Origin of the sequence: Serratia sp. CY37869 (assembly GCF_052168895.1) — a bacterium.
GTDB lineage: Bacteria > Pseudomonadota > Gammaproteobacteria > Enterobacterales > Enterobacteriaceae > Serratia > Serratia ureilytica.
Genome location: NZ_JBJNLU010000003.1, coordinates 306,804 through 326,903 on the forward strand (window position 1 = coordinate 306,804; position 20,100 = coordinate 326,903).

A 20,100-nucleotide genomic window follows, 5' to 3' on the forward strand; every position below is an offset into this window, starting at 1 on the left:
AAAGCGCCGGATGCGATTTGCGCCGGTGCGTATTGTCAGCCGCCGCGCCATTGCTTAAGCTAGCCGCAATGAACAAACCGAGAATCCCCATCGCGCTGCAACAAGCGGTGATGCGCTGCCTGCGAGAAAAGCTGCAGTTGGCCCGCCGGCATTTTGCCGTCGAGTTCCCCGAACCCAGCATCGTCTATCAGCAACGCGGCACCAGCGCGGGCACCGCCTGGCTGCAAAGCTGGGAAATCCGCCTGAACCCGGTGCTGCTGCTGGAAAACCAACAGCCGTTTATCGATGAAGTGGTGCCGCACGAACTGGCGCACCTGCTGGTGTTTCGCCAATTCGGCCGGGTGGCGCCGCACGGCCGCGAATGGCGCTGGATGATGGAAAGCGTGCTGCTGACGCCCGCCAGCCGCACTCACCGTTTCGAAACCGCCTCGGTGCAAAGCAAGACCTTCCCCTACCGCTGCGCCTGTGGGCAGCACCAGCTCACCATTCGCCGCCATAACCGCGTGCTGCGCGGCGAAAGCGAATACCGCTGCCGCCGGTGCGGCGAAAAACTGAAATTTCTTGCTAGCGAGAACCTTTAGTTAAACGATTTATACGTTAAAACAAGCAAATATCGCCATTTGCCACTACCGGCAAGTTCCGTTACCCTGCCTGCTTTTTCAATTTTGAGCTGTTTTGGAATATGCTTCGCAGAATTTTGTTTATGGCGGTTTTCGCCGCAGGCGCCGTACAGGCGCACGGCATCAATAACTTCTCTCAGGCCAAAGCGGCGGCGGCCAAGATTAACCGGGATGCGCCGGGCAGCTTTTACTGCGGCTGCCGCATCGACTGGCAAGGCAAGAAGGGCATCCCGGATCTCGCCGGCTGCGGCTATCAGGTGCGTAAAAACGCCCAGCGCGCGCAGCGCATCGAGTGGGAACACGTGGTGCCGGCCTGGCAGTTCGGCCACCAACTGCAGTGCTGGCAAGACGGCGGACGCAAAAACTGCAATAAGGACGCCACCTATCGCCAGATAGAAACCGATCTGCACAACCTGCAGCCGGCGATCGGCGAAGTGAACGGCGACCGCAACAACTTCATGTACAGCCAATGGAACGGCGGCGCAGGCCAATACGGGCAGTGCCCAATGAAGGTGGACTTCAAGAATAAACAGGCGGAGCCGCCCGCCCGCGCCCGCGGCGCCATTGCCCGCACCTACTTCTACATGCGCGATCGCTACCAGCTGCGGCTGTCACGCCAGCAAACCCAACTGTTCGAGGTGTGGAACCGGCAATATCCGGTGAGCCAATGGGAATGTCAGCGTGAAGCACGTATCGCCAAGGTGCAGGGCAACCACAACCCCTATATTCAACAGGCTTGTCAGCAGCGGAAAAGCTAACCTACTATAGCCTTTATCTTTCATGGCGCCGCCAACCCGCGGCGCCGTTTCGTCAGGATCAGACTACCCATGCGCATACCCCGCATTTACCATCCGCAGCCGTTGACCGACCGGGCGGAGATCGCCCTCAGCGAGGACGCCGCCAACCACGTCGGGCGCGTGCTGCGCATGAGCGCCGGCCAGGCGCTGCAGCTGTTCGACGGCAGCAACCAGGTGTTCGACGCCGAGATAGTCCGGGTGGACAAAAAGAGCGTGCTGGTGCGCCTTGGCGACGCCCGCGTGGAGGACATCGAATCGCCGCTCAACCTGCATCTGGGCCAGGTGATCTCGCGCGGCGAGAAGATGGAGTTCACCATCCAGAAATCCATCGAGCTGGGCGTCAACGTCATCACCCCGCTGTTTTCCGAGCGCTGCGGCGTCAAGTTGGACGGCGAGCGTCTGGCGAAGAAAATCCAACAATGGCAGAAGATCGCCATCGCCGCCTGCGAACAGTGCGGACGCAACCGCATTCCCGAAATCCGCGAGGCGATGTCGCTGGAGGCCTGGTGCGCCGAGCAGGACGGCAGCCTGAAACTCAACCTGCACCCGCGCGCCAGCCACAGCATCAACACGCTGCCGCAGCCGGTAGACCGCGTTCGCCTGCTGATCGGCCCGGAAGGCGGTTTGTCCGCCGACGAAATCGCCATGACCACCGACCACGGATTTACTGATATTCTGCTGGGACCACGCGTTCTGCGTACCGAAACCACAGCGCTCACCGCCATTACCGCTCTGCAGGTCCGCTTCGGCGACCTGGGTTAAAGGAGAAAAGATGATTAAGCTCGGCATCGTGATGGATCCTATCGATTCCATCAACATCAAGAAAGACACCAGCTTCGCTATGCTGCTCGAAGCGCAGCGCCGCGGTTACGAATTGCACTACATGGAGATGAACGATCTCTATCTGCACGCCGGTGACGGGCGCGCCCGCACCCGCCTGCTGAGCGTGAAGGAAGACAAGGAGAGCTGGTTCAGCTTCGGCGCCGAGCAGGATCTGGCGCTGCACGATCTGGACGTGATCCTGATGCGCAAGGATCCGCCGTTCGATACCGAATACATCTACGCGACCTACATTCTGGAACGCGCCGAAGTCAAAGGCACGCTGGTGGTCAACAAGCCGCAAAGCCTGCGTGACTGCAACGAGAAGCTGTTCACCGCCTGGTTCTCGGAACTGACGCCGGATACGCTGGTCAGCCGCAGCGCCGCGCACATCCGCAAATTCCACCAGCAGCACGGCGACGTCATCCTGAAGCCGCTGGATGGCATGGGCGGCGCGTCTATCTTCCGCGTGAAGCAGGACGATCCTAACCTGTCGGTGATCATCGAAACCCTGACCGAACACGGCAGCCGTTTCTGCATGGCGCAGAACTTCCTGCCGGCGATCAAGGACGGCGACAAACGCATTCTGGTCGTCGACGGCGAGCCGGTGCCTTACTGCCTGGCGCGCATTCCGGCGCAGGGCGAGACCCGTGGCAACCTGGCGGCCGGCGGCCGCGGCGAAGCGCGTCCGCTGAGCGAGAGCGACTGGAAAATCGCCCGCGCTGTCGCGCCGACGCTGAAAGAGAAAGGGCTGATCTTCGTCGGCCTGGACGTGATCGGCGATCGCCTGACCGAAATCAACGTGACCAGCCCAACCTGCGCGCGCGAAATTGAGGCGGCATTCCCGATCTCGATTACCGGCATGCTGATGGACGCGATTGAAAAGCGCCTGGCGGCGAAGTAATGCGTCATGCGGGCGGCCTGCCGCCCGCTATCCTGCATCGCGCCCGCCAAAGCACGCCTTTGAACGCGGCTTGAAAGGCGGCGGGTATAGCCGCATACTGGCGGCTGTTTATTTTCTCACCCATTGATTACCTTATACTAACGCCATGAATTTACAGCACCATTTTCTGATCGCCATGCCAACGCTGCAGGATCCTCGCTTCAAGCGCTCGGTGATTTACATTTGCGAGCACAATGAAGAAGGCGCCATGGGTTTGGTGATCAATAAACCGGTGGAGCAGTTCACGGTAGCCACGGTGCTGAGCAAGCTGAAGATCATGCCGCCTGCGCGCGATCCGGCCATCAGCCTGGACAAGCCGGTGTTCGCCGGCGGCCCCCTGGCGGACGATCGCGGATTTATCCTGCATACGCCGCGCCACGGCTTTGGCGCCAGCATTCAAATTTCCCCCAACACCATGATCACCACCTCGAAAGACGTGCTGGAAACGCTCGGCACGCCGGAGCAACCGGACGACGTGCTGGTGGCGCTGGGTTATGCGGGTTGGGAAAAGGGCCAGTTGGAGCAGGAAGTATTGGAAAACGCCTGGCTGACCATCGAAGCCAACACCGACATTTTGTTCCGCACGCCGATCGCCAGCCGCTGGCGCGAGGCGGGGAACCTTTTGGGTATCGACATTCGCAGCATCGCCAACCACGCAGGACACGCCTGATGAGTAACCGCACCATTATCGCCTTCGACTTTGGCACCAAAAGCATCGGCGCGGCCGTCGGCCAGGAGTTGACCGGCAGCGCCCGCGCCCTGCCGGCTTTCAAAGCGCAGGACGGTTCGCCGGACTGGCTGAAAATCGAAAAACTGCTGAAGGAGTGGCAGCCGGATTTGGTGGTGGTCGGCCTGCCGCTGAACATGGACGGCACCGAACAGCCCGTTACCGCCCAGGCGCGCAAGTTCGCCAACCGCCTGCACGGCCGCTTCGGCATCCAGATCGATCTGCATGACGAGCGTCTGAGCACCGTGGAGGCGCGCGCCAACCTGTTCGATCGCGGCGGCTTCCGCGCGCTTGATAAAGGCAGCGTGGATTCCGCCTCCGCGGTGGTTATCCTCGAAAGCTGGTTCGAACGGCAGCTGGGCTAAACGCCCATTCCCTCCCCCGCGCAGTCCCCCAACACACCGGCGTCGATCCGCTGCTGCAAACCTTGCTCAAAGGTTTGCATGCCGGACTGCGCGCCGGTTTGCAACACGCTCGCCAACTGATGCGTTTTCCCTTCACGGATCAGGTTGCTGACCGCCGCCGTCGCCGTCAGCACTTCAAAGATCGCCACTCGTCCGCCGCCGGGGCGCCTCATCAGCTTTTGCGCGATCACCGCTTGCAGGCTGCCCGCCAGCTGGGCGCGCACATAGGGTTTCTCTTCCGCCGGAAACACGTCCACCAGCCGTTCTACCGCCTGCGGCGCGCTGCGGGTGTGCAGCGTCGCCAGCACCAGGTGGCCGGTCTCCGCCGCAGTGAGCGCCAGCCGGATGGTGGCGGTATCGCGCAGCTCGCCCAGCAGGATCACATCCGGATCTTCGCGCAGCGCGGCGCGCAACGCCGTATCGACGCTGTGACTGTCGCGGCCGATCTCCCGCTGCTGGATCAGCGATCGCCGGCTGCGGTGCAGGAACTCGATCGGATCTTCCAGCGTCAAAATATGCCGCTGCTGGTGCCGGTTGATCTCGTCGATCATCGCCGCCAGCGTGGTGGACTTACCGCTGCCGGTGGCGCCGGTGACCAGGATCAATCCGTCGGCGCGCCGCAGCAGCGCCGGGACGATGGCCGGCGCCGCCAGCTCGGCAAGCGAAGGCGATTGCCCGGCGATACGCCGCAACGCGAGAGAAATCCCCGCGCTTTGTTGAAAAACGTTGGCGCGCAACCGCTCCCCGCCCGGCCTGTGCAACGCCAGATCGACCTGCCCCAGCCGCCGCAGGCTCTCGCGCTGCTGCGCATTCAGCAATCCGTCGCAGAGGGCCTGCACGCCTTGCGCCGTCAGCGTTGGCGCCGCCGCCAGCGGCTGCAGTTCACCGTCGATGCGCAACATCGGCGGATGACCGGCACAAAGGTGCAGATCGGAAGCATTATGCTTTACACTAAGGGCCACGAATTCATCGATATCCATATCACTCTCCCGGGTCAATAATGAGCACTATCCAACAGAACCTGCAGGATGTCAGAAACCGCATCGCGGCCGCCGCGCAAAACTGCGCACGGGCGCCGGAAGACGTTGCTCTGCTTGCAGTCAGCAAAACCAAACCTGTGGCGGCGATCGAAGAAGCCATCGCCGCCGGCCAGCGCGCCTTCGGCGAGAACTACGTGCAGGAAGGGGTTGACAAGATCCGGCATTTCGCCGAGTCGTCGCAGGGCGGTGAGTTGGTGTGGCACTTTATCGGCCCGCTGCAATCCAATAAGAGTCGGCTGGTGGCGGAACATTTCGCCTGGTGTCATACCGTGGATCGGCTGCGCATCGCCCAGCGCCTGAGCGATCAGCGCCCGGCCGACATGCCGCCGCTCAACGTGCTGATTCAAATCAACATCAGCGATGAGCAGAGCAAATCCGGCATCGCGTTGAACGAACTGCCGGCGTTGGCCGACGCGATCGCGGCGCTGCCGAATCTGGCGCTGCGCGGCCTGATGGCCATCCCGGCGCCGGAAACGGATTATCAGCGGCAGTTGGCGGTATTCAGCCGGATGAACGACGCATTTCTCGCCCTGCGTCAGCGTTATCCGCAGGCCGATACGCTGTCGATGGGCATGACGGACGATATGGCGGCGGCGATCGCCGCAGGCAGCACCCTGGTGCGCATCGGCACCGCAATTTTTGGCGCCCGCGACTACTCGCAGGCCTGACAAACAGACGAGGGATTTGATGCAACATCGCAAGATTACCTTTATCGGCGCCGGCAACATGGCGCGTGCAATCATCGCCGGCCTGGTCGCGGGCGGCTATCCGGCCAAATCCATCAGCGTCTGCGCCCCGTCGCCGAAAAACCGTGACGCGTTGGCGGCGGACTACGGCATCGTCAGCAGCGGCGACAACGTCGCCTGCGCGCGTGAAGCCGACGTCGTGGTGCTGGCGGTCAAACCGCAAATGATGGCCGACGTGTGTCAGCCGCTGCGCGAACAGGTCGATTTCGGCGGCAAACTGGTGCTGTCGATCGCCGCCGGCATTCAGGTCAGCCGTTTCTATCAGTTGCTCGGCGACCAACTGGACATCGTGCGCATCATGCCCAACACCCCGTCGCTGGTCGGCAAGGGCATGAGCGGGCTGTACGCGCCGGCGCAGGTCAGCCAACAGGATCGCGACTACACCGGCGATTTAATGGCCTCGGTCGGTAAAGTTTGCTGGGTAGATGACGAAAATGGCATCAACGGCGTGATCGCCGCCGCGGGCAGCGCCCCGGCTTATTTCTTCCTGTTTATGGAAGCGATGCAAAAAGAAGCCGAACGCATGGGCTTCGACAGCCAGACCGCGCGCGATCTGGTGCAGCAGGCAGCTTCCGGTGCCGCCGCGCTGGTTGAAGCCAACCCGGATACGCCGCTGGGCACGCTGCGCGAGCAGGTGACCTCCAAAGGCGGCACCACCGCCGAAGCGCTGCGGGTGTTCAACGAACGCCAACTGCCGGAAACCGTGGCGCAAGCGATGCAGGCCGCCGTTTCCCGTGCGCAAGAAATGGAAAAATTATTTTAAATAACCCCGAGTTAAGGAGAAGGACCACTTCATGCTAACGCTGACTTTCCTGGTCAAGACCGTTATTGATCTATACGTGATGGTGCTGTTGCTGCGCATTTGGATGCAATGGACGCGCACCGATTTTTACAACCCGTTCTCGCAGTTTGTGGTGAAGATCACCCAACCGGTGGTCGGCCCGCTGCGCCGCATCATCCCAGCGCTTGGGCCTATCGACAGCGCTTCGCTGCTGCTGGCGTTCCTGCTGATGACCATCAAATACCCGCTGCTGCTGCTGATACAAAGCCACGCGCTGTCGCTCAGCCCGTATAACCTGCTGTTCGGCCTGATCTCGCTGGTCAAGTCCGCCGGCTACCTGATCTTCTGGGTGATGATCATTCGTGCGCTGATGAGCTGGGTAAGCCAGGGCCGCAGCCCGATCGACTACGTGATGTACCAACTGACCGAACCGTTGATGGCACCGATCCGTCGCATCATCCCGGCGATGGGCGGCATCGATTTTTCCGCCATGGTAGTGATCCTGATCCTCTATCTGATCAACTACCTGGGCATGGATGTGTTCGGCGAGATCTGGTTCCTGCTGTGAGTGCAGTCACTCCGGTGCTGGACGGGCTGGCGATCAGGCTATATATTCAGCCGAAAGCCAGCCGCGACCAAATTATCGGCTTGCATGGCGACGAACTAAAAGTCGCCATCACCGCCCCGCCGGTCGACGGCCAAGCCAACGCCCATTTGATCAAGTTTATCGCCAAGCAGTTCAAAGTGGCGAAAAGCAACGTCACCATCGAGAAAGGCGAACTGGGGCGGCATAAACAGTTACGCATCGTGAATCCGCAACAGATCCCCGCCGTGGTCGCGGCGCTCATCGAATAATTTTCAAGGTAGTCATTATGCAAAAAGTCGTTCTTGCCACCGGTAACCCGGGCAAAGTGCGCGAACTTGCCGACCTGTTGGCCGATTTCGGCCTGGACGTGGTCGCGCAAACCGATCTGGGCGTGGAGTCCGCCGAAGAAACCGGGCTGACGTTTATCGAAAACGCCATTCTGAAAGCGCGCCATGCGGCACAGGTCACCGGCCTGCCGGCGATCGCCGACGACTCCGGTCTGGCGGTAGATGCGCTGGGCGGCGCGCCGGGCATCTACTCCGCGCGCTACGCCGGTGAAGACGCCGACGATCGGCAGAACCTCGACAAGCTGCTGGCGGCGATGAAAGACGTGGCGCCGGGCCGGCGCGGCGCGCAATTTCACTGCGTGCTGGTCTATCTGCGCCATGCGCAAGATCCGACGCCGCTGGTGTTCCACGGCAGCTGGGCCGGTGAAATCACCGAACAGGCCGCCGGTGAATGCGGTTTCGGTTACGATCCTATCTTTTACGTGCCGGAGCTGGGCCGCACCGCCGCCGAGCTGAGCCGCGACGAGAAGCGGGCGATTTCGCACCGCGGCAAGGCGCTGAAGCTGATGTTGGAAGCCATGCGCAATGCTTAAGCTGCCCCCGCTGAGTCTCTACATCCACATCCCGTGGTGCGTGCAGAAATGCCCGTACTGCGACTTCAACTCCCATGCGCTAAAGGGTGACGTGCCGCATCAGGAGTATGTCGATCATCTGTTGGCGGATCTGGATGCCGACCTGCCGCTGGCCGGCGGCCGGGAAATCAGCACTATCTTTATCGGCGGCGGCACCCCCAGCCTGCTGAGCGCCGAGGCGATGCAAGCCTTGCTGGACGGCGTGCGGGCGCGCATTCGCGTCGCCGACGACGCCGAAATCACCATGGAAGCCAATCCCGGCACCGTGGAGGCCGATCGCTTCAGCGGCTACCAGCGCGCCGGCGTCAACCGCATCTCCATCGGGGTGCAAAGCTTCAGCGCCGAGAAGCTGAACCGTCTGGGGCGCATCCACGGCCCGGAAGAAGCCAAACGCGCGGCGACGCTGGCGACCGGCCTCGGCCTGCGCAGCTTCAACCTCGATCTGATGCACGGCCTCCCGGATCAGTCGCTGGAAGAGGCGCTGGACGATCTGCGCCAGGCTATCGCCCTCAATCCGCCGCACCTGTCGTGGTATCAGCTGACCATCGAGCCGAACACCCTGTTCAGCTCGCGCCCGCCGGTTTTGCCGGACGACGATGCGCTGTGGGACATCTTCGAGCGCGGCCACCAGTTGCTGAGCGCCGCCGGCTATCAGCAGTATGAAACCTCGGCCTACGCCAAGCCGGGCTACCAATGCCAGCACAATCTCAACTACTGGCGCTTCGGCGACTATCTGGGGATCGGCTGCGGCGCGCACGGCAAGGTGACCTTCAGCGACGGACGCATCCTGCGCACCGCCAAGACCAAGCACCCGCGCGGCTTTATGCGCGGCGACTACATGGACAAGCAGCATGAGGTGGCGGCGGCGGATCGGCCGTTCGAATTCTTCATGAACCGCTTCCGCTTGCTGGAAGCCGCGCCGCGCGCCGACTTCGCCAACTACACCGGGCTGACGGAAAGCGTCATTCGCCCGCAGCTGGACGAAGCGCTGGCCAAAGGCTATCTGGAAGAAACCGCGGAGCACTGGCAGATCACCGAGAAGGGCAAACTGTTCCTCAACTCGCTGCTGGAACTGTTCCTGGCGGACGACGAGTAAAAAAAAAAGCGCTGAATGATCAGCGCTTTTTTATTGGTGTTAATCCGGGTAAAACGTCTGAGACAGAATCTGCTGAGTTTCCCAGATGCCGTTTTCCGGATACACATCCAGCCCGGTTTCGGCCGTGGCGAGCGCAACGGCCTTCGACCAGACGACATCCAGCCAATCGGCATCGCTCAGTTTACCTTTTAGGCTGGGCGACTCTTTCAAGCTGTAAAGCACCTCTTTGCGCTGCGCTTTAATCGTTCTTTCCCAGCTGGTTCCGCGCCTGGCCGGCTGATATTTCCATTTAAGCAAATGTGCAATCAGCACCGTCATCCGGCTAGCAAGTTCCCTTTGCTCGCTCTTCCCCACGTCCTCAATCTCCTCGGCGATCTTTTCAATATCGATCTCAGACAATTTTCCGGAGCGCAAAAGAGCGGCCTGTTCATTTGCCCAGGCAACAACATCGGTTTCGTAACGTGTATGGCTCATAGCGTCCTCCGTAAACATCCATAAATCTGTACGTAGTTTGATCAGTCTGTCAGATAAGCTTCAGAAGGTCAAAAAACGGTCTACCAAGAAGATTCTTAAATCACTTCAACGCGTTAAGCAGATCCTTGCGCTGGGTTTCCAGTGCGGTGACGCGGTTGCACACGTCATGACCGAAGTTCTGGAAGTCCTGCTCCTGGTTGTTCCATTCGTTCTGGATCGCCTTCTGCAAGCCGCCCAAATTGCCCATGATCGCCTGCAGCGGGTTGCCGCCGCTGTTGGCGGCCTGTTTGACGCCCATCTCGTTCAGGCTGTCCTGCAGCACGCCGCCCATGCTCTGCTGCACGATGTTGCGGCCGTCCTGCTCCACCTGGTCGATCGCCTTGTGGTGGAAGGTCAGGCCGTCGCTGCGGTGCTCGATGATGCGGTTCATCTGCTGTTTCAGTTGGCCATTCAGGGTGGTCAGCCGGTTGCGCACGTTACTGTTGCTGCCCAGCTCTTTAACGATCACTTTATCCAGCGCTGCGCGGGCTTTCTCCAGGTGTTTCTGCGCGCCGTCGTCGATCCACGGTAGCTGTTTGCGCAAGGCGCTCTGGTAACTGAAGGCTTTCTGCCGCTGGCTGTCGTTCAAGCTCAGCGCCTGGCCGTTGCGGATCACGTCGCCATCCGGCGATATTTGCAGATCGCCGCTGGCGCCTTTCACCTGCACGCTCTGCGGGCTGATGATCACATCGTCCTGGGGTTTAACGCTGCATTGGTACTCGGCGTGGGCCTGTGCGGCAGTCGCCGCCAGCAGCAGTAAGGCTAACCCGGTTTTCTTCAACATAGCTTCTCCTGACTCCCATCCAGACTGGGATTAAAAAATCGAACGACCGATACGTTGAGACAACAGTTCCAGCGCCGCAGTTCCCGCCAGCGAGTTGCCGGAAGCATCCAGTTCCGGCGACCAAACGACGATCGACAGTTCGTCCGGCACGATGGCCACGATGCCGCCGCCCACGCCGGACTTGCCCGGCATCCCCACCCGATAGGCGAATTCGCCGGCGCCGTCGTACATGCCGCTGGTCATCATCAGGGCGTTGATCTGCCGCGCCTGCAGCGGGCTGATCACCGCCTCGCCGCTGAGATCGCGGCCGTGATTGGCCAGATAGACGAAGCTGCGCGCCAGTTCCACGCAGCTCATGCGCAGCGCGCAATAGTGGAAATAGGTTTGCAGCACGGTGATGACGTCGTTTTCGAAGTTGCCGAACGATTTCATCAGATAGGCGATGGCCGCATTGCGATCGGAGTGTTCGAACTCGGAGCGCGCCACCCGCAGATCATAGGCCAGGTCGTCTTCACCGGCCAACTGACGCACTACCTCCAGCATGCGCTGTTTGGGGGCGCTGAGCCGGGTTTGCAGCATGTCGCACACCACCAGCGCGCCGGGGTTGATAAACGGATTGCGCGGTTTGCCCTGCTCCATCTCCAGCTGCAGCAGCGAATTGAACGGCAGGCCGGAAGGCTCTTTGCCGACGCGCCGCCAGATCTCATGCTCCTGATAGCGCGTCAGCGCCAGCGTCAGGCTCAGCACTTTGGAGATCGACTGGATGGAGAAGCGCTCCGCGGCGTCGCCGGCCTGGAACAGTTCGCCATCCACCGTACACACGGCGATCGCCAGCCGATCGGCGGGCACTTCCGCCAACGCCGGGATGTAGTCGGCCACTTTTCCCTGGCCAATCAGCGGGCACACCTGTTGCAGGATCTCTTCCAGCAACGCGTTATCCAATGTTGTTACCACCTCGGTCACACTCCGGGCAAAACAAAGGCGCCGTTAAGGCACCTTAGATCAATAAAACGGCGCGGCGCGAAGCCGCGCTCATCGGGCAAGCGCGATCAATCCCACCAGATATCGAACAGATCGCTGACCTTAACGTCGGTCAGTTTGCGCGCTTCCAGCCAGTTTTTCACCAGTTCGCGATGCTCGTCGGTGCAGTGGCCGATCTTCTGCTGGCAGATCAGACCTTCCCACTGCAGGTAGCCGCTGCCGTCAAACGCCAGACCGTTCGGCTCGATCACTTCATCGATGAAGGTATCCAGCGTGCTGTCGATATCTTCCACCGACGTGCCTTCGGCGAAGCGCCAGGCTACGGAGAAACCCAACTCCTGAAATTCTTCAATGTGCAACTTTTTACGTAAACGACGACTGCGGTTCTTAGCCATTATTCTTTCCTCTCAAACATCAAGTCCCAAACGCCATGTCCCAGGCGCTGGCCGCGTAATTCAAATTTCGTCAGTGGGCGCGAATCCGGACGCGGCACATAATCATTATCGCTGGAAAGATTACGGTAGCCTGCGACCCCGTTCATAACCTCTAACATATGTTCCGCATAAGGTTGCCAATCGGTGGCCATGTGGAAGACGCCGCCGGTCTTCAGCTTGCGCAGCACCAGTTCGACAAACGGCGTTTGCACGATGCGGCGCTTGTTGTGGCGCGCCTTGTGCCAAGGATCGGGGAAGAACAGCTGCACCATGTCCAGCGAGCCGTCCGGGATCATGTTTTCCAGCACTTCAACCGCATCGTGGCACATTACGCGCAGGTTGCTCAGCTTCGCCTCATGGGCGTCGGCCAGGCAGGCGCCCACGCCCGGCGAGTGTACTTCGATCCCTAAAAAGTTCTGCTGCGGGTTGTTGCCCGCCATGGTCACCAGCGAGGCGCCCATGCCAAAACCGATCTCCAGCACCGTCGGCGCTTCGCGGCCGAACAGCGCGGCGAGATCGACAGCGTCAGCCTGATACTCCACGCCCATCACCGGCCAATAGTTCTCCAGCGCATGCTGCTGGCCTTTGGTCAGCCGCCCCTGGCGGCGGACAAAACTGCGGATACGGCGCATCGCGCGGCCGTTCTCATCAAATTCCGGGGAGATGACGTCATTAATCATAGTGCTTTCTGTCTGTTTGGCTGCCAATTAGGGAAACGCGCATTATGCAAAGATACATTGGTTTAGCAAGCGTTCATCTTCTGTACCCGCCGTGCGGCGTCGGAAAGTTCCGGTTTACAGCATCATGACTCTATGCTGCAATCTCGCTTCATTTTCTGCCGGATAACGACTCTTCATGATGCAAGCACAACAATTCGCACAGGTGGTGCTTGACTGGTACCAGCGCTACGGCCGCAAAACCCTGCCATGGCAGCTGGAGAAAACCGCCTATCAAGTATGGCTCTCCGAAGTGATGTTGCAACAGACCCAGGTTGCCACCGTCATTCCTTATTTTCAGCGCTTTATGGCCCGTTTTCCCAACGTGCGCGCGCTGGCGGAGGCCCCGCTGGACGAAGTGCTGCATCTGTGGACCGGCCTCGGCTATTACGCCCGCGCTCGCAACCTGCACAAAGCGGCGCAGACCATTGTCGCACAGCACGGCGGCGAGTTCCCGACAACCTTCGCAGAAATCGCCGATTTACCGGGCGTCGGCCGCTCCACCGCCGGCGCGGTGCTATCGTTGGCGCTGGGCCAACACTATCCGATCCTCGACGGCAACGTGAAGCGCGTGCTGGCCCGCTGCTACGCGGTGGAAGGCTGGCCGGGCAAAAAAGAGGTCGAAAACCGGCTGTGGAAAATCAGCGAAGAAGTCACCCCGGCCAAGGGCGTCGGCCAGTTCAACCAGGCGATGATGGATCTGGGCGCCATGGTCTGCACCCGCTCCAAGCCCAAGTGTGAGCTCTGCCCGCTCAACGTCGGCTGCCTGTCTTACGCCAACCACAGCTGGGCCAACTACCCCGGCAAGAAGCCCAAGCAGACCCTGCCGGAAAAAACCGCCTACTTCTTATTGCTACAGCACGACGACCGCGTGTGGCTGGAGCAGCGCCCGGCGGTAGGCCTGTGGGGCGGCCTGTTCTGCTTCCCGCAGTTCAGCGCGCGCGTGGATTTGGAACTCTGGCTGCAGCAGCGCGGTCTGAAAGGCAAGCGCCTGGAACAGCTGACCGCGTTTCGCCACACGTTCAGCCATTTCCATCTCGATATCGTGCCGATGTGGCTGTCGCTCGACGCGGCGGGCAGCGGCATGGATGAGGGCGCGGGTCTCTGGTATAACTTAGCGCAGCCGCCGTCGGTCGGGCTGGCAGCGCCGGTGGACCGCCTGTTGCAACAGCTGGCGAAGCAGCCCCCGATCCAACAAAACTTATATGGCGATAGCGCCATCGATGAGGAATTAGCATGAGCCGCACCATTTTTTGTACTTTCCTTCAACGCGACGCCGAAGGCCAGGACTTCCAGCTTTATCCCGGCGACGTCGGCAAACGCATCTACAACGAGATCTCCAAGGAAGCCTGGGGCGAGTGGATGAAGAAGCAGACCATGCTGATCAACGAGAAGAAGCTGAACATGATGAACGTGGATGACCGCAAACTGCTGGAAGAGGAAATGATCAAATTCCTGTTCGAAGGGCACGACGTGCACATCGAAGGCTATACGCCGCCGAGCGAATAACGCTGTTGGGGCCAGGCGCTGGCCCGCTTCAATCCTCTTATACTTCTTCCAAACGGCTTTAAGATGAAGAAAATTTTAGCTTTGCTCGTAATAGCGCCTTTGCTGATCTCCTGTTCCGGCAAAAAAAGTGAAGAAATCAACGAAGCCTGGATCAAAGACACCAACGGCTTCGACATTCTGATGGGCCAATTCGCCCACAACATCGAGAACATCTGGGGTCTGAACGAAGTTCTGATCGCCGGGCCGAAAGACTACGTCAAGTACACCGACCAATACCAAACCCGCAGCCACATCAACTTCGACACCGGCGCCATCACCGTCGAGACCATCGCCACCACCGATCCGGCCGCGCACCTGCGCCAGGCGATCATCAGCACGCTGCTGATGGGTGACGATCCGGGTTCGATCGACCTCTATTCCGACGCCAACGATATCCAGATCAGCAAAGAGCCGTTCCTGTACGGCCAGGTGCTGGATAACAAAGGGGCGCCGATCCGCTGGGAATGGCGCGCGGCGCACTTCGCCGATTACCTGCTGCAGACCAAGCTGCAAAAACGCACCTCCGGCCTGCACGTCATCTACTCGGTCACCATCCAACTGGTGCCGAACCACCTGGACAAACGTGCGCATAAATATCTGCCGATGGTGCGCAAGGCGTCGGAAAAATATGGCGTGGACGAGTCGCTGATCCTGGCTATCATGCAGACCGAATCGAGCTTCAACCCGTATGCGGTGAGCGGTTCGGACGCGCTGGGCCTGATGCAGGTGGTGCAGCACACCGCCGGTAAGGATGTGTTCCAGATGCGCGGTAAATGGGGCACCCCGAGCCGCAGCTACCTGTTCGATCCGGAGAACAACATCGATACCGGCACCGCCTACCTGGCGATCCTGCAGAACAACTACCTGGGCGGCATTCAGAACCCGACCTCGCGCCGCTATGCGGTGATCACCGCTTACAACGGCGGCGCCGGCAGCGTGCTGCGGGTGTTCTCCAGCGACAGAACGCGCGCGGTGGGCATCATCAACGGCATGCAGCCGGGCGACGTGTACCAAACGCTGACCACCAAGCACCCGGCAGCCGAGTCGCGCCGCTATCTGGTGAAAGTGAATACCGCGCAGAAGAGCTACCGCAGAAAGTAGCGCTTCCCGCGTGGATAGAAGAAGGGCCGGTGCGAACCGGCCCTTTTTTCATGGCTTGATCATATAGCCGAAGATGCGCTTCCAGCCGTGATCTTTTTTCTCGATGTAGACCCCCTGCAGCTCCGGCGAGAAGCCCGGCAGGCGGTTGATGCCCTCCTCGAGCGCCAGGAAGTAGCGCTGCACCGCGCCGCCCCACACTTCGCCCGGCACCACGCACAGCACGCCCGGCGGATACGGCAGGGCCCCTTCCGCCGCGATGCGCCCTTCCGCCTGGCCGATCGGCACCAGCTCGACGTTGTCGCGGATAAACTCCACGTTGGCGTCCTGCGGGTTCATCACCACCGGCGGGAAATGATCCTGACGGAACATCTCCTTTTGCAGCTGCTTAACGTCAAAGCTGACGTACAGATCGTGCATCTCCTGGCACAGCCGGCGAATGCTGTAGCCGCGGTAACGCTGCTCGTTCTTGCGGTACACCGTCGGCAGCACCACGCTCAGCGGCGCATCCTCTTCGACATAGCGTTCGAACTGCGCCAGCATCTCCACCAGCTGTTCCATCTTGGCCGGGTTCTCCGCCGGGGTCAGCAGGAACAGGATCGAGTTGAGATCGCACTTCTCCGGCACGATGCCGTTCTCGCGCAGGAAGTTGGCCAGAATGGTGGCCGGCACGCCGAACTCGGTGTATTGGCCGGTCGCGGCGTCAATGCCCGGCGTGGTCAGCAGCAGCTTGCACGGATCGACCAAATACTGATCCTGGGCGTAACCTTCGAAGCCGTGCCACGTCTCCCCCGGTACGAAGGTGAAGAAGCGCGCGTCGTTGGCGATCAGATCGGTATCGTAATCCTGCCAGTCCTTGCCCGCCACCTGCAGCGGAATAAACGGCTTCAGCTGCGAGCAGCGCGTGAGCAGCTGTTTGCGCGTCTCGATGCCCAGCTTGACGCAGTCCATCCACATGCGGCGCCCGGCGGGGCCGGCGTGCATCTTGGCGTTGACGTCCAGCGCGGCGAACAGCGGATAGAACGGGCTGGTCGACGCATGCAGCATGAATGCGTTGTTCAAGTGCTTGTGGTTGCAGTGGCGCTTTTGCCCTTTGATGTGGTCGTCTTTCTTATGGATCTGCGAGGTCTGCGAGAACCCCGCCTGCTGTTTATGCACCGACTGGGTGACGAAAATGCCCGGATCGTGTTCGTCCAGCTCCAGCAGCAACGGCGAACACTCTTTCAGCATCGGGATAAAACCTTCGTAGCCCACCCAGGCGGAGTCGAACAGGATGTAATCGCACAGGTGGCCGATGGTGTCGATCACCTGGCGAGCGTTGTAAATCGTGCCGTCGTAGGTGCCAAGCTGAATGATCGCCAGCCGGAACGGCCGCGCCGCTGTGGCCTTCTCCGGCGCCACCTCGCGGATCTGCTCGCGCAGGTAGCGCTCGTCGAAGCAACGCGCATCGATGCCGCCGATAAAGCCGAACGGGTTGCGGGCGGTTTCCAGATACACCGGCGTGGCGCCGGCCTGGATCAGCGCCCCGTGGTGATTGGATTTGTGGTTGTTGCGATCGAACAGCACCAGATCGCCACGGGTCAGCAGCGCGTTGGTCACCACCTTGTTGGCCGCCGAGGTGCCGTTGAGCACGAAGTAGGTTTTATCAGCGTTGAACACCCGCGCCGCATGCTTTTGCGCATCCTTGGCCGAGCCTTCGTGGATCAGCAGATCGCCCAGCTTGACGTCGGCGTTGCACATATCGGAACGGAAAAGAGTTTCACCGTAGAAATCGAAAAACTGCCGGCCGGCCGGGTGCTTGCGGAAGAACTCGCCGCCCTGATGGCCTGGACACGCAAAGGTCGAATTCTCCATCTCGACGTAGGTCTTCAGCGTTTTGAAGAACGGCGGCAGCAGCGCCTGCTCGTAGGCGTCGGCGGCTGCCTCCAACTGCGCCATGTAGAATGGCTTGCTGGCGCCGGCCAGCAGCGCGAAGACCCCGCTGACAAACGGCAGATAATCCGGGGAAAGATGCTCGTCCCCTTCCACCGCCACGAAGGTCGGAATATCGAACCCCGTCGCCTGCAAGCGCGCCAGAATGCCGGCGTCCACGTCGGCGACCGACACCACCACCGCCGCCACGTCGGTGTAGTCCGTCTGCTCTACGCGCACGATCTGGCGCAGCGTCTCAATGGTGGCGACCAGGCTGGCGCTGGTTGCGATTTTCAATTCTTTCATCATGCTGACTCTCAAACGGTGAAGGATGAGGGTGTGCCACCGGCACGGTAATGAGATAACGCGGTTATCCCGGTAAAAGCGATACCCGGGCACGGCAGCATAAGCGGCGTGCGTGACCGCCTCATGATCGGGGACCATCAGGCAGCTATCGGGGGAACTGGTCTTGGCAGCGTCCGACAGGCATCAGTAAAATCAGGGCCGCAGCGCTGGCTTTACGCATGCCTAACAGCGAGCATCAGGCGGCCTTACCGCATGATCGGCAGGCGTATTCGGACGGATGGCGTTCGGAGCAAGCAAAGACGGAACGGTGGCGGCGTCAGAGGTCTGGTGCGCGACAGCGCTTGAGCGACAAAACCAGTCATGCCAATAACCCTCTGACTTATAAGAAGCGGGAACACCGTCAGGGAACGGAGAGTGCTAAAATTTGCGCAATGATTGCATGATTCGTTACGAGGTTCAAGCGAGAATCACCTGGGTTGAGCCTGCGCTAACGCAAAGGTAATGCGTTGTTATTTAACAATAAAAACAAAAAACAATATTGACAAAGTGGTATAAATACACGTTTTTTATGCATATTTATCGGGTGGCGATATCGCCACAGGCTCTAGCGCTTCGGGTTCGCTGCCTGAAAATAGAGCAACCGATCGGCTTTGTGACAGAAAGCGATTGACGCCATCCGGCCAATACGGTTTAATGCGCCCCGTTGCCCGGATAGCTCAGTCGGTAGAGCAGGGGATTGAAAATCCCCGTGTCCTTGGTTCGATTCCGAGTCCGGGCACCATATTTAGAGAACCCAGCCTATGGCTGGGTTTTTGCTTTTCAGGGACTGGACTCTCCATCGAACTGCGTTCGATTATTCGGCCAAGGGCCTCACCCTGCGGGCCAGCGCTAAAGCGCTGTTCAACGCGGCGCCAGCGCCGGTTGTCCGAGTCCGGGCACCATATTTAGAATAACCCGCCTATGGCGGGTTTTTCGCTTTCTGGAGTACGGACTCTCCATCGAACTACGTTCGATTATTCGGCCAGGGGCCTCACCCTACGGGCCAGCGCTAAAGCGCTGTTCAACGCGGCGCCAGCGCCGGTTGTCCGAGTCCGGTCGCCCTATTTAGAAGAACCCGCCTATGGCGGGTTTTTCGCTTTCTGAGATACGGACTCTCCATCGAACTGCGTTCGATTATTCGGCCAAAGGCCTCACCCTGCGGGCCAGCGCTAAAGCGCTGTTCAACGCGGCGCCAGCGCTGAGACCTTGAATACCGAGCAGAAGTGCTCCTGTTCCTATCTCTTTAACCTAAATCTCGGCCTTTATATTCGCAGTCTTAATTGATGCCCGCCCCCTGCCCTGTGTTTACGGCACTGTATTATTTCCATTTGCGCCATAACCCAACCCTCCTTATTTTCGCCGTCATTTGAATTAATACGCAAACACGGGATACCATTAATGTTTTCATTCTGCGCCTGATAAAAACCCACAGCCACAAACCGATAAAAATATTAAATAACAATCAATTAAACAGAGCCCCATCACATAATCCCCTGCCGTTATTAAAAATAAACCAAAAATGCGGTCGGCACTCACCTTGTGATTTTTTGATAAATACCGTCCGTTGCCGCTGCTAATTTACCGACAGGCGTTCTTAAAACATCACATCGGTGAAGATCGTCATATCACCGTAATAGAACGCTTAATTTAGCCTGCTCACCCACTGATATTTTGGCCTTTTTTGGCTCTGGCATTAAACACCCGTTGAGAAAAAACATATGGAATATGGTTTATCAGACAATGGCGAACAGCCGGATCAACATGGCAAGGGCGTCAGCCGCAGAAATGTCTTGCTCGGCCTGGCGTCAACGCTTGTCGCCACCGCATTGGCCGGCGCCCCATTCCTCACGCTGGCGGAACAGCATACCGCCGCGCAAAACCCCCTGCTTTTTGCCCGTTTCTTCGCGCTCTCCCTGCAATTGACAGAACGTCAGGATATTGACCCTGGCCTTTCGGCTCGTATTTTCACTGCGTTGAGCCTCGCAAACCCGCAATTCTCATCACAGGTTGAGCGATTAAGCGCACGCGTGAAGGCCGGACAAAGCGCCCGGCAACTTCAGCAAATCGCCGGCCAACTGGGGCTCTCGGCATTGGTCTCGGCCATCGTCACCGCCTGGTATACCGGTACCGTGGGCCAGGGGGCAAACGCCAGTCTCATCGCTTATAAAGATGCCCTGATGTATCGCCCGGTTAAAGACGCCTTGATTGTGCCCACCTATTGCGGCAACGGCCCGCTTTGGTGGACCGTCGCCCCACCTGAGGTTAACGCCTTACTGCCCTCTGAGAGCTGAA

At 59.8% G+C, this 20,100-nt stretch carries 23 protein-coding genes and 1 tRNA gene; 17 read left to right on the top strand and 7 right to left on the bottom strand.

Annotated features, from left to right (window positions below; translation table 11 throughout):
* The first annotated feature begins 68 nt into the window (after positions 1–68).
* The 6 genes from ACJ8J1_RS16975 (at position 69) to ruvX (ending at position 4,271) form a co-directional block, all read left to right on the top strand.
* A complete protein-coding gene (locus ACJ8J1_RS16975) occupies positions 69–581 on the top strand; it encodes a SprT family zinc-dependent metalloprotease (RefSeq protein WP_033644682.1) in 513 nt (170 codons plus the stop codon).
* 101 nt (positions 582–682) lie between these two features.
* Positions 683–1,378, top strand: coding sequence for a deoxyribonuclease I (gene endA / locus ACJ8J1_RS16980; protein WP_033644681.1), 696 nt, complete (start codon positions 683–685; stop codon positions 1,376–1,378).
* Positions 1,379–1,447: 69 nt separating this feature from the next.
* Positions 1,448–2,179: a 16S rRNA (uracil(1498)-N(3))-methyltransferase gene (rsmE, locus tag ACJ8J1_RS16985; protein ID WP_033644679.1), complete on the top strand. Its 732-nt coding sequence runs from the start codon at positions 1,448–1,450 to the stop codon at positions 2,177–2,179.
* A gap of 10 nt (positions 2,180–2,189) precedes the next feature.
* A complete protein-coding gene (gshB, locus tag ACJ8J1_RS16990) occupies positions 2,190–3,140 on the top strand; it encodes a glutathione synthase (RefSeq protein WP_033644677.1) in 951 nt (316 codons plus the stop codon).
* A gap of 145 nt (positions 3,141–3,285) precedes the next feature.
* Positions 3,286–3,849, top strand: coding sequence for a YqgE/AlgH family protein (locus ACJ8J1_RS16995; protein ID WP_004937452.1), 564 nt, complete (start codon positions 3,286–3,288; stop codon positions 3,847–3,849).
* Positions 3,849–4,271, top strand: coding sequence for a Holliday junction resolvase RuvX (gene ruvX / locus ACJ8J1_RS17000; protein WP_015379046.1), 423 nt, complete (start codon positions 3,849–3,851; stop codon positions 4,269–4,271). The genes ACJ8J1_RS16995 and ruvX overlap by 1 nt, the downstream gene beginning before the upstream one ends.
* Here ruvX and ACJ8J1_RS17005 read toward each other — a convergent pair.
* A complete protein-coding gene (locus ACJ8J1_RS17005) occupies positions 4,268–5,290 on the bottom strand; it encodes a type IV pilus twitching motility protein PilT (RefSeq protein ID WP_033644675.1) in 1,023 nt (340 codons plus the stop codon). The two genes, ruvX and ACJ8J1_RS17005, sit on opposite strands and share 4 nt — an antisense overlap.
* A gap of 20 nt (positions 5,291–5,310) precedes the next feature.
* Between ACJ8J1_RS17005 and ACJ8J1_RS17010 the strand changes: the two genes are divergently transcribed.
* The 6 genes from ACJ8J1_RS17010 to hemW are packed head-to-tail and all read left to right on the top strand — an operon-like array spanning position 5,311 to position 9,478.
* Positions 5,311–6,018, top strand: a complete 708-nt coding sequence (locus ACJ8J1_RS17010; RefSeq protein WP_033644673.1) for a YggS family pyridoxal phosphate-dependent enzyme — start codon at positions 5,311–5,313, stop codon at positions 6,016–6,018.
* A gap of 19 nt (positions 6,019–6,037) precedes the next feature.
* A complete protein-coding gene (gene proC, locus ACJ8J1_RS17015) occupies positions 6,038–6,859 on the top strand; it encodes a pyrroline-5-carboxylate reductase (RefSeq protein WP_033644672.1) in 822 nt (273 codons plus the stop codon).
* Positions 6,860–6,890: 31 nt separating this feature from the next.
* A complete protein-coding gene (locus ACJ8J1_RS17020) occupies positions 6,891–7,445 on the top strand; it encodes a YggT family protein (RefSeq protein ID WP_033644671.1) in 555 nt (184 codons plus the stop codon).
* A complete protein-coding gene (yggU, locus tag ACJ8J1_RS17025; RefSeq protein ID WP_004948014.1) occupies positions 7,442–7,732 on the top strand; it encodes a DUF167 family protein YggU in 291 nt (96 codons plus the stop codon). Before ACJ8J1_RS17020 ends, yggU begins: the two co-directional genes overlap by 4 nt.
* A gap of 17 nt (positions 7,733–7,749) precedes the next feature.
* Positions 7,750–8,343: an XTP/dITP diphosphatase gene (locus ACJ8J1_RS17030; RefSeq protein ID WP_033644670.1), complete on the top strand. Its 594-nt coding sequence runs from the start codon at positions 7,750–7,752 to the stop codon at positions 8,341–8,343.
* Entirely contained in the window at positions 8,336–9,478 is a 1,143-nt protein-coding gene (hemW, locus tag ACJ8J1_RS17035) for a radical SAM family heme chaperone HemW (protein ID WP_033644669.1), read from the top strand. The genes ACJ8J1_RS17030 and hemW overlap by 8 nt, the downstream gene beginning before the upstream one ends.
* A gap of 39 nt (positions 9,479–9,517) precedes the next feature.
* On the opposite strand, the gene ACJ8J1_RS17040 is transcribed toward hemW, so the two are convergent.
* The 5 genes from ACJ8J1_RS17040 to trmB form a co-directional block, all read right to left on the bottom strand.
* The gene (locus ACJ8J1_RS17040) at positions 9,518–9,952 is read right to left on the bottom strand and encodes a DUF29 domain-containing protein (protein ID WP_016930094.1); all 435 of its coding nucleotides are present in this window, start codon (positions 9,950–9,952) and stop codon (positions 9,518–9,520) included.
* Positions 9,953–10,052: 100 nt separating this feature from the next.
* A complete protein-coding gene (locus tag ACJ8J1_RS17045; protein ID WP_033644667.1) occupies positions 10,053–10,775 on the bottom strand; it encodes a DUF2884 domain-containing protein in 723 nt (240 codons plus the stop codon).
* Positions 10,776–10,805: 30 nt separating this feature from the next.
* Entirely contained in the window at positions 10,806–11,729 is a 924-nt protein-coding gene (gene glsB / locus ACJ8J1_RS17050; protein WP_033644925.1) for a glutaminase B, read from the bottom strand.
* Positions 11,730–11,824: 95 nt separating this feature from the next.
* Positions 11,825–12,151: a YggL family protein gene (locus ACJ8J1_RS17055; RefSeq protein WP_033644665.1), complete on the bottom strand. Its 327-nt coding sequence runs from the start codon at positions 12,149–12,151 to the stop codon at positions 11,825–11,827.
* Entirely contained in the window at positions 12,151–12,870 is a 720-nt protein-coding gene (gene trmB / locus ACJ8J1_RS17060; protein WP_004937410.1) for a tRNA (guanosine(46)-N7)-methyltransferase TrmB, read from the bottom strand. The genes ACJ8J1_RS17055 and trmB overlap by 1 nt, the downstream gene beginning before the upstream one ends.
* 175 nt (positions 12,871–13,045) lie before the next feature.
* Here trmB and mutY point away from each other — a divergent pair, with 175 nt between their 5' ends.
* The 3 genes from mutY (at position 13,046) to mltC (ending at position 15,555) form a co-directional block, all read left to right on the top strand.
* Positions 13,046–14,146, top strand: a complete 1,101-nt coding sequence (gene mutY / locus ACJ8J1_RS17065) for an A/G-specific adenine glycosylase (RefSeq protein WP_033644663.1) — start codon at positions 13,046–13,048, stop codon at positions 14,144–14,146.
* A complete protein-coding gene (locus tag ACJ8J1_RS17070; RefSeq protein WP_004937404.1) occupies positions 14,143–14,415 on the top strand; it encodes an oxidative damage protection protein in 273 nt (90 codons plus the stop codon). The genes mutY and ACJ8J1_RS17070 overlap by 4 nt, the downstream gene beginning before the upstream one ends.
* A gap of 63 nt (positions 14,416–14,478) precedes the next feature.
* Positions 14,479–15,555: a membrane-bound lytic murein transglycosylase MltC gene (gene mltC / locus ACJ8J1_RS17075; RefSeq protein WP_033644661.1), complete on the top strand. Its 1,077-nt coding sequence runs from the start codon at positions 14,479–14,481 to the stop codon at positions 15,553–15,555.
* Between the two features lie 48 nt (positions 15,556–15,603).
* Here mltC and speF read toward each other — a convergent pair whose 3' ends face one another.
* Positions 15,604–17,769: an ornithine decarboxylase SpeF gene (speF, locus tag ACJ8J1_RS17080; protein WP_033644924.1), complete on the bottom strand. Its 2,166-nt coding sequence runs from the start codon at positions 17,767–17,769 to the stop codon at positions 15,604–15,606.
* A gap of 705 nt (positions 17,770–18,474) precedes the next feature.
* Here speF and ACJ8J1_RS17085 point away from each other — a divergent pair.
* A tRNA-Phe gene (locus ACJ8J1_RS17085) sits at positions 18,475–18,550 on the top strand.
* Positions 18,551–19,526: 976 nt separating this feature from the next.
* Positions 19,527–20,099: a sorbitol dehydrogenase family protein gene (locus ACJ8J1_RS17090; RefSeq protein ID WP_033644660.1), complete on the top strand. Its 573-nt coding sequence runs from the start codon at positions 19,527–19,529 to the stop codon at positions 20,097–20,099.
* Position 20,100 lies beyond the last annotated feature (1 nt).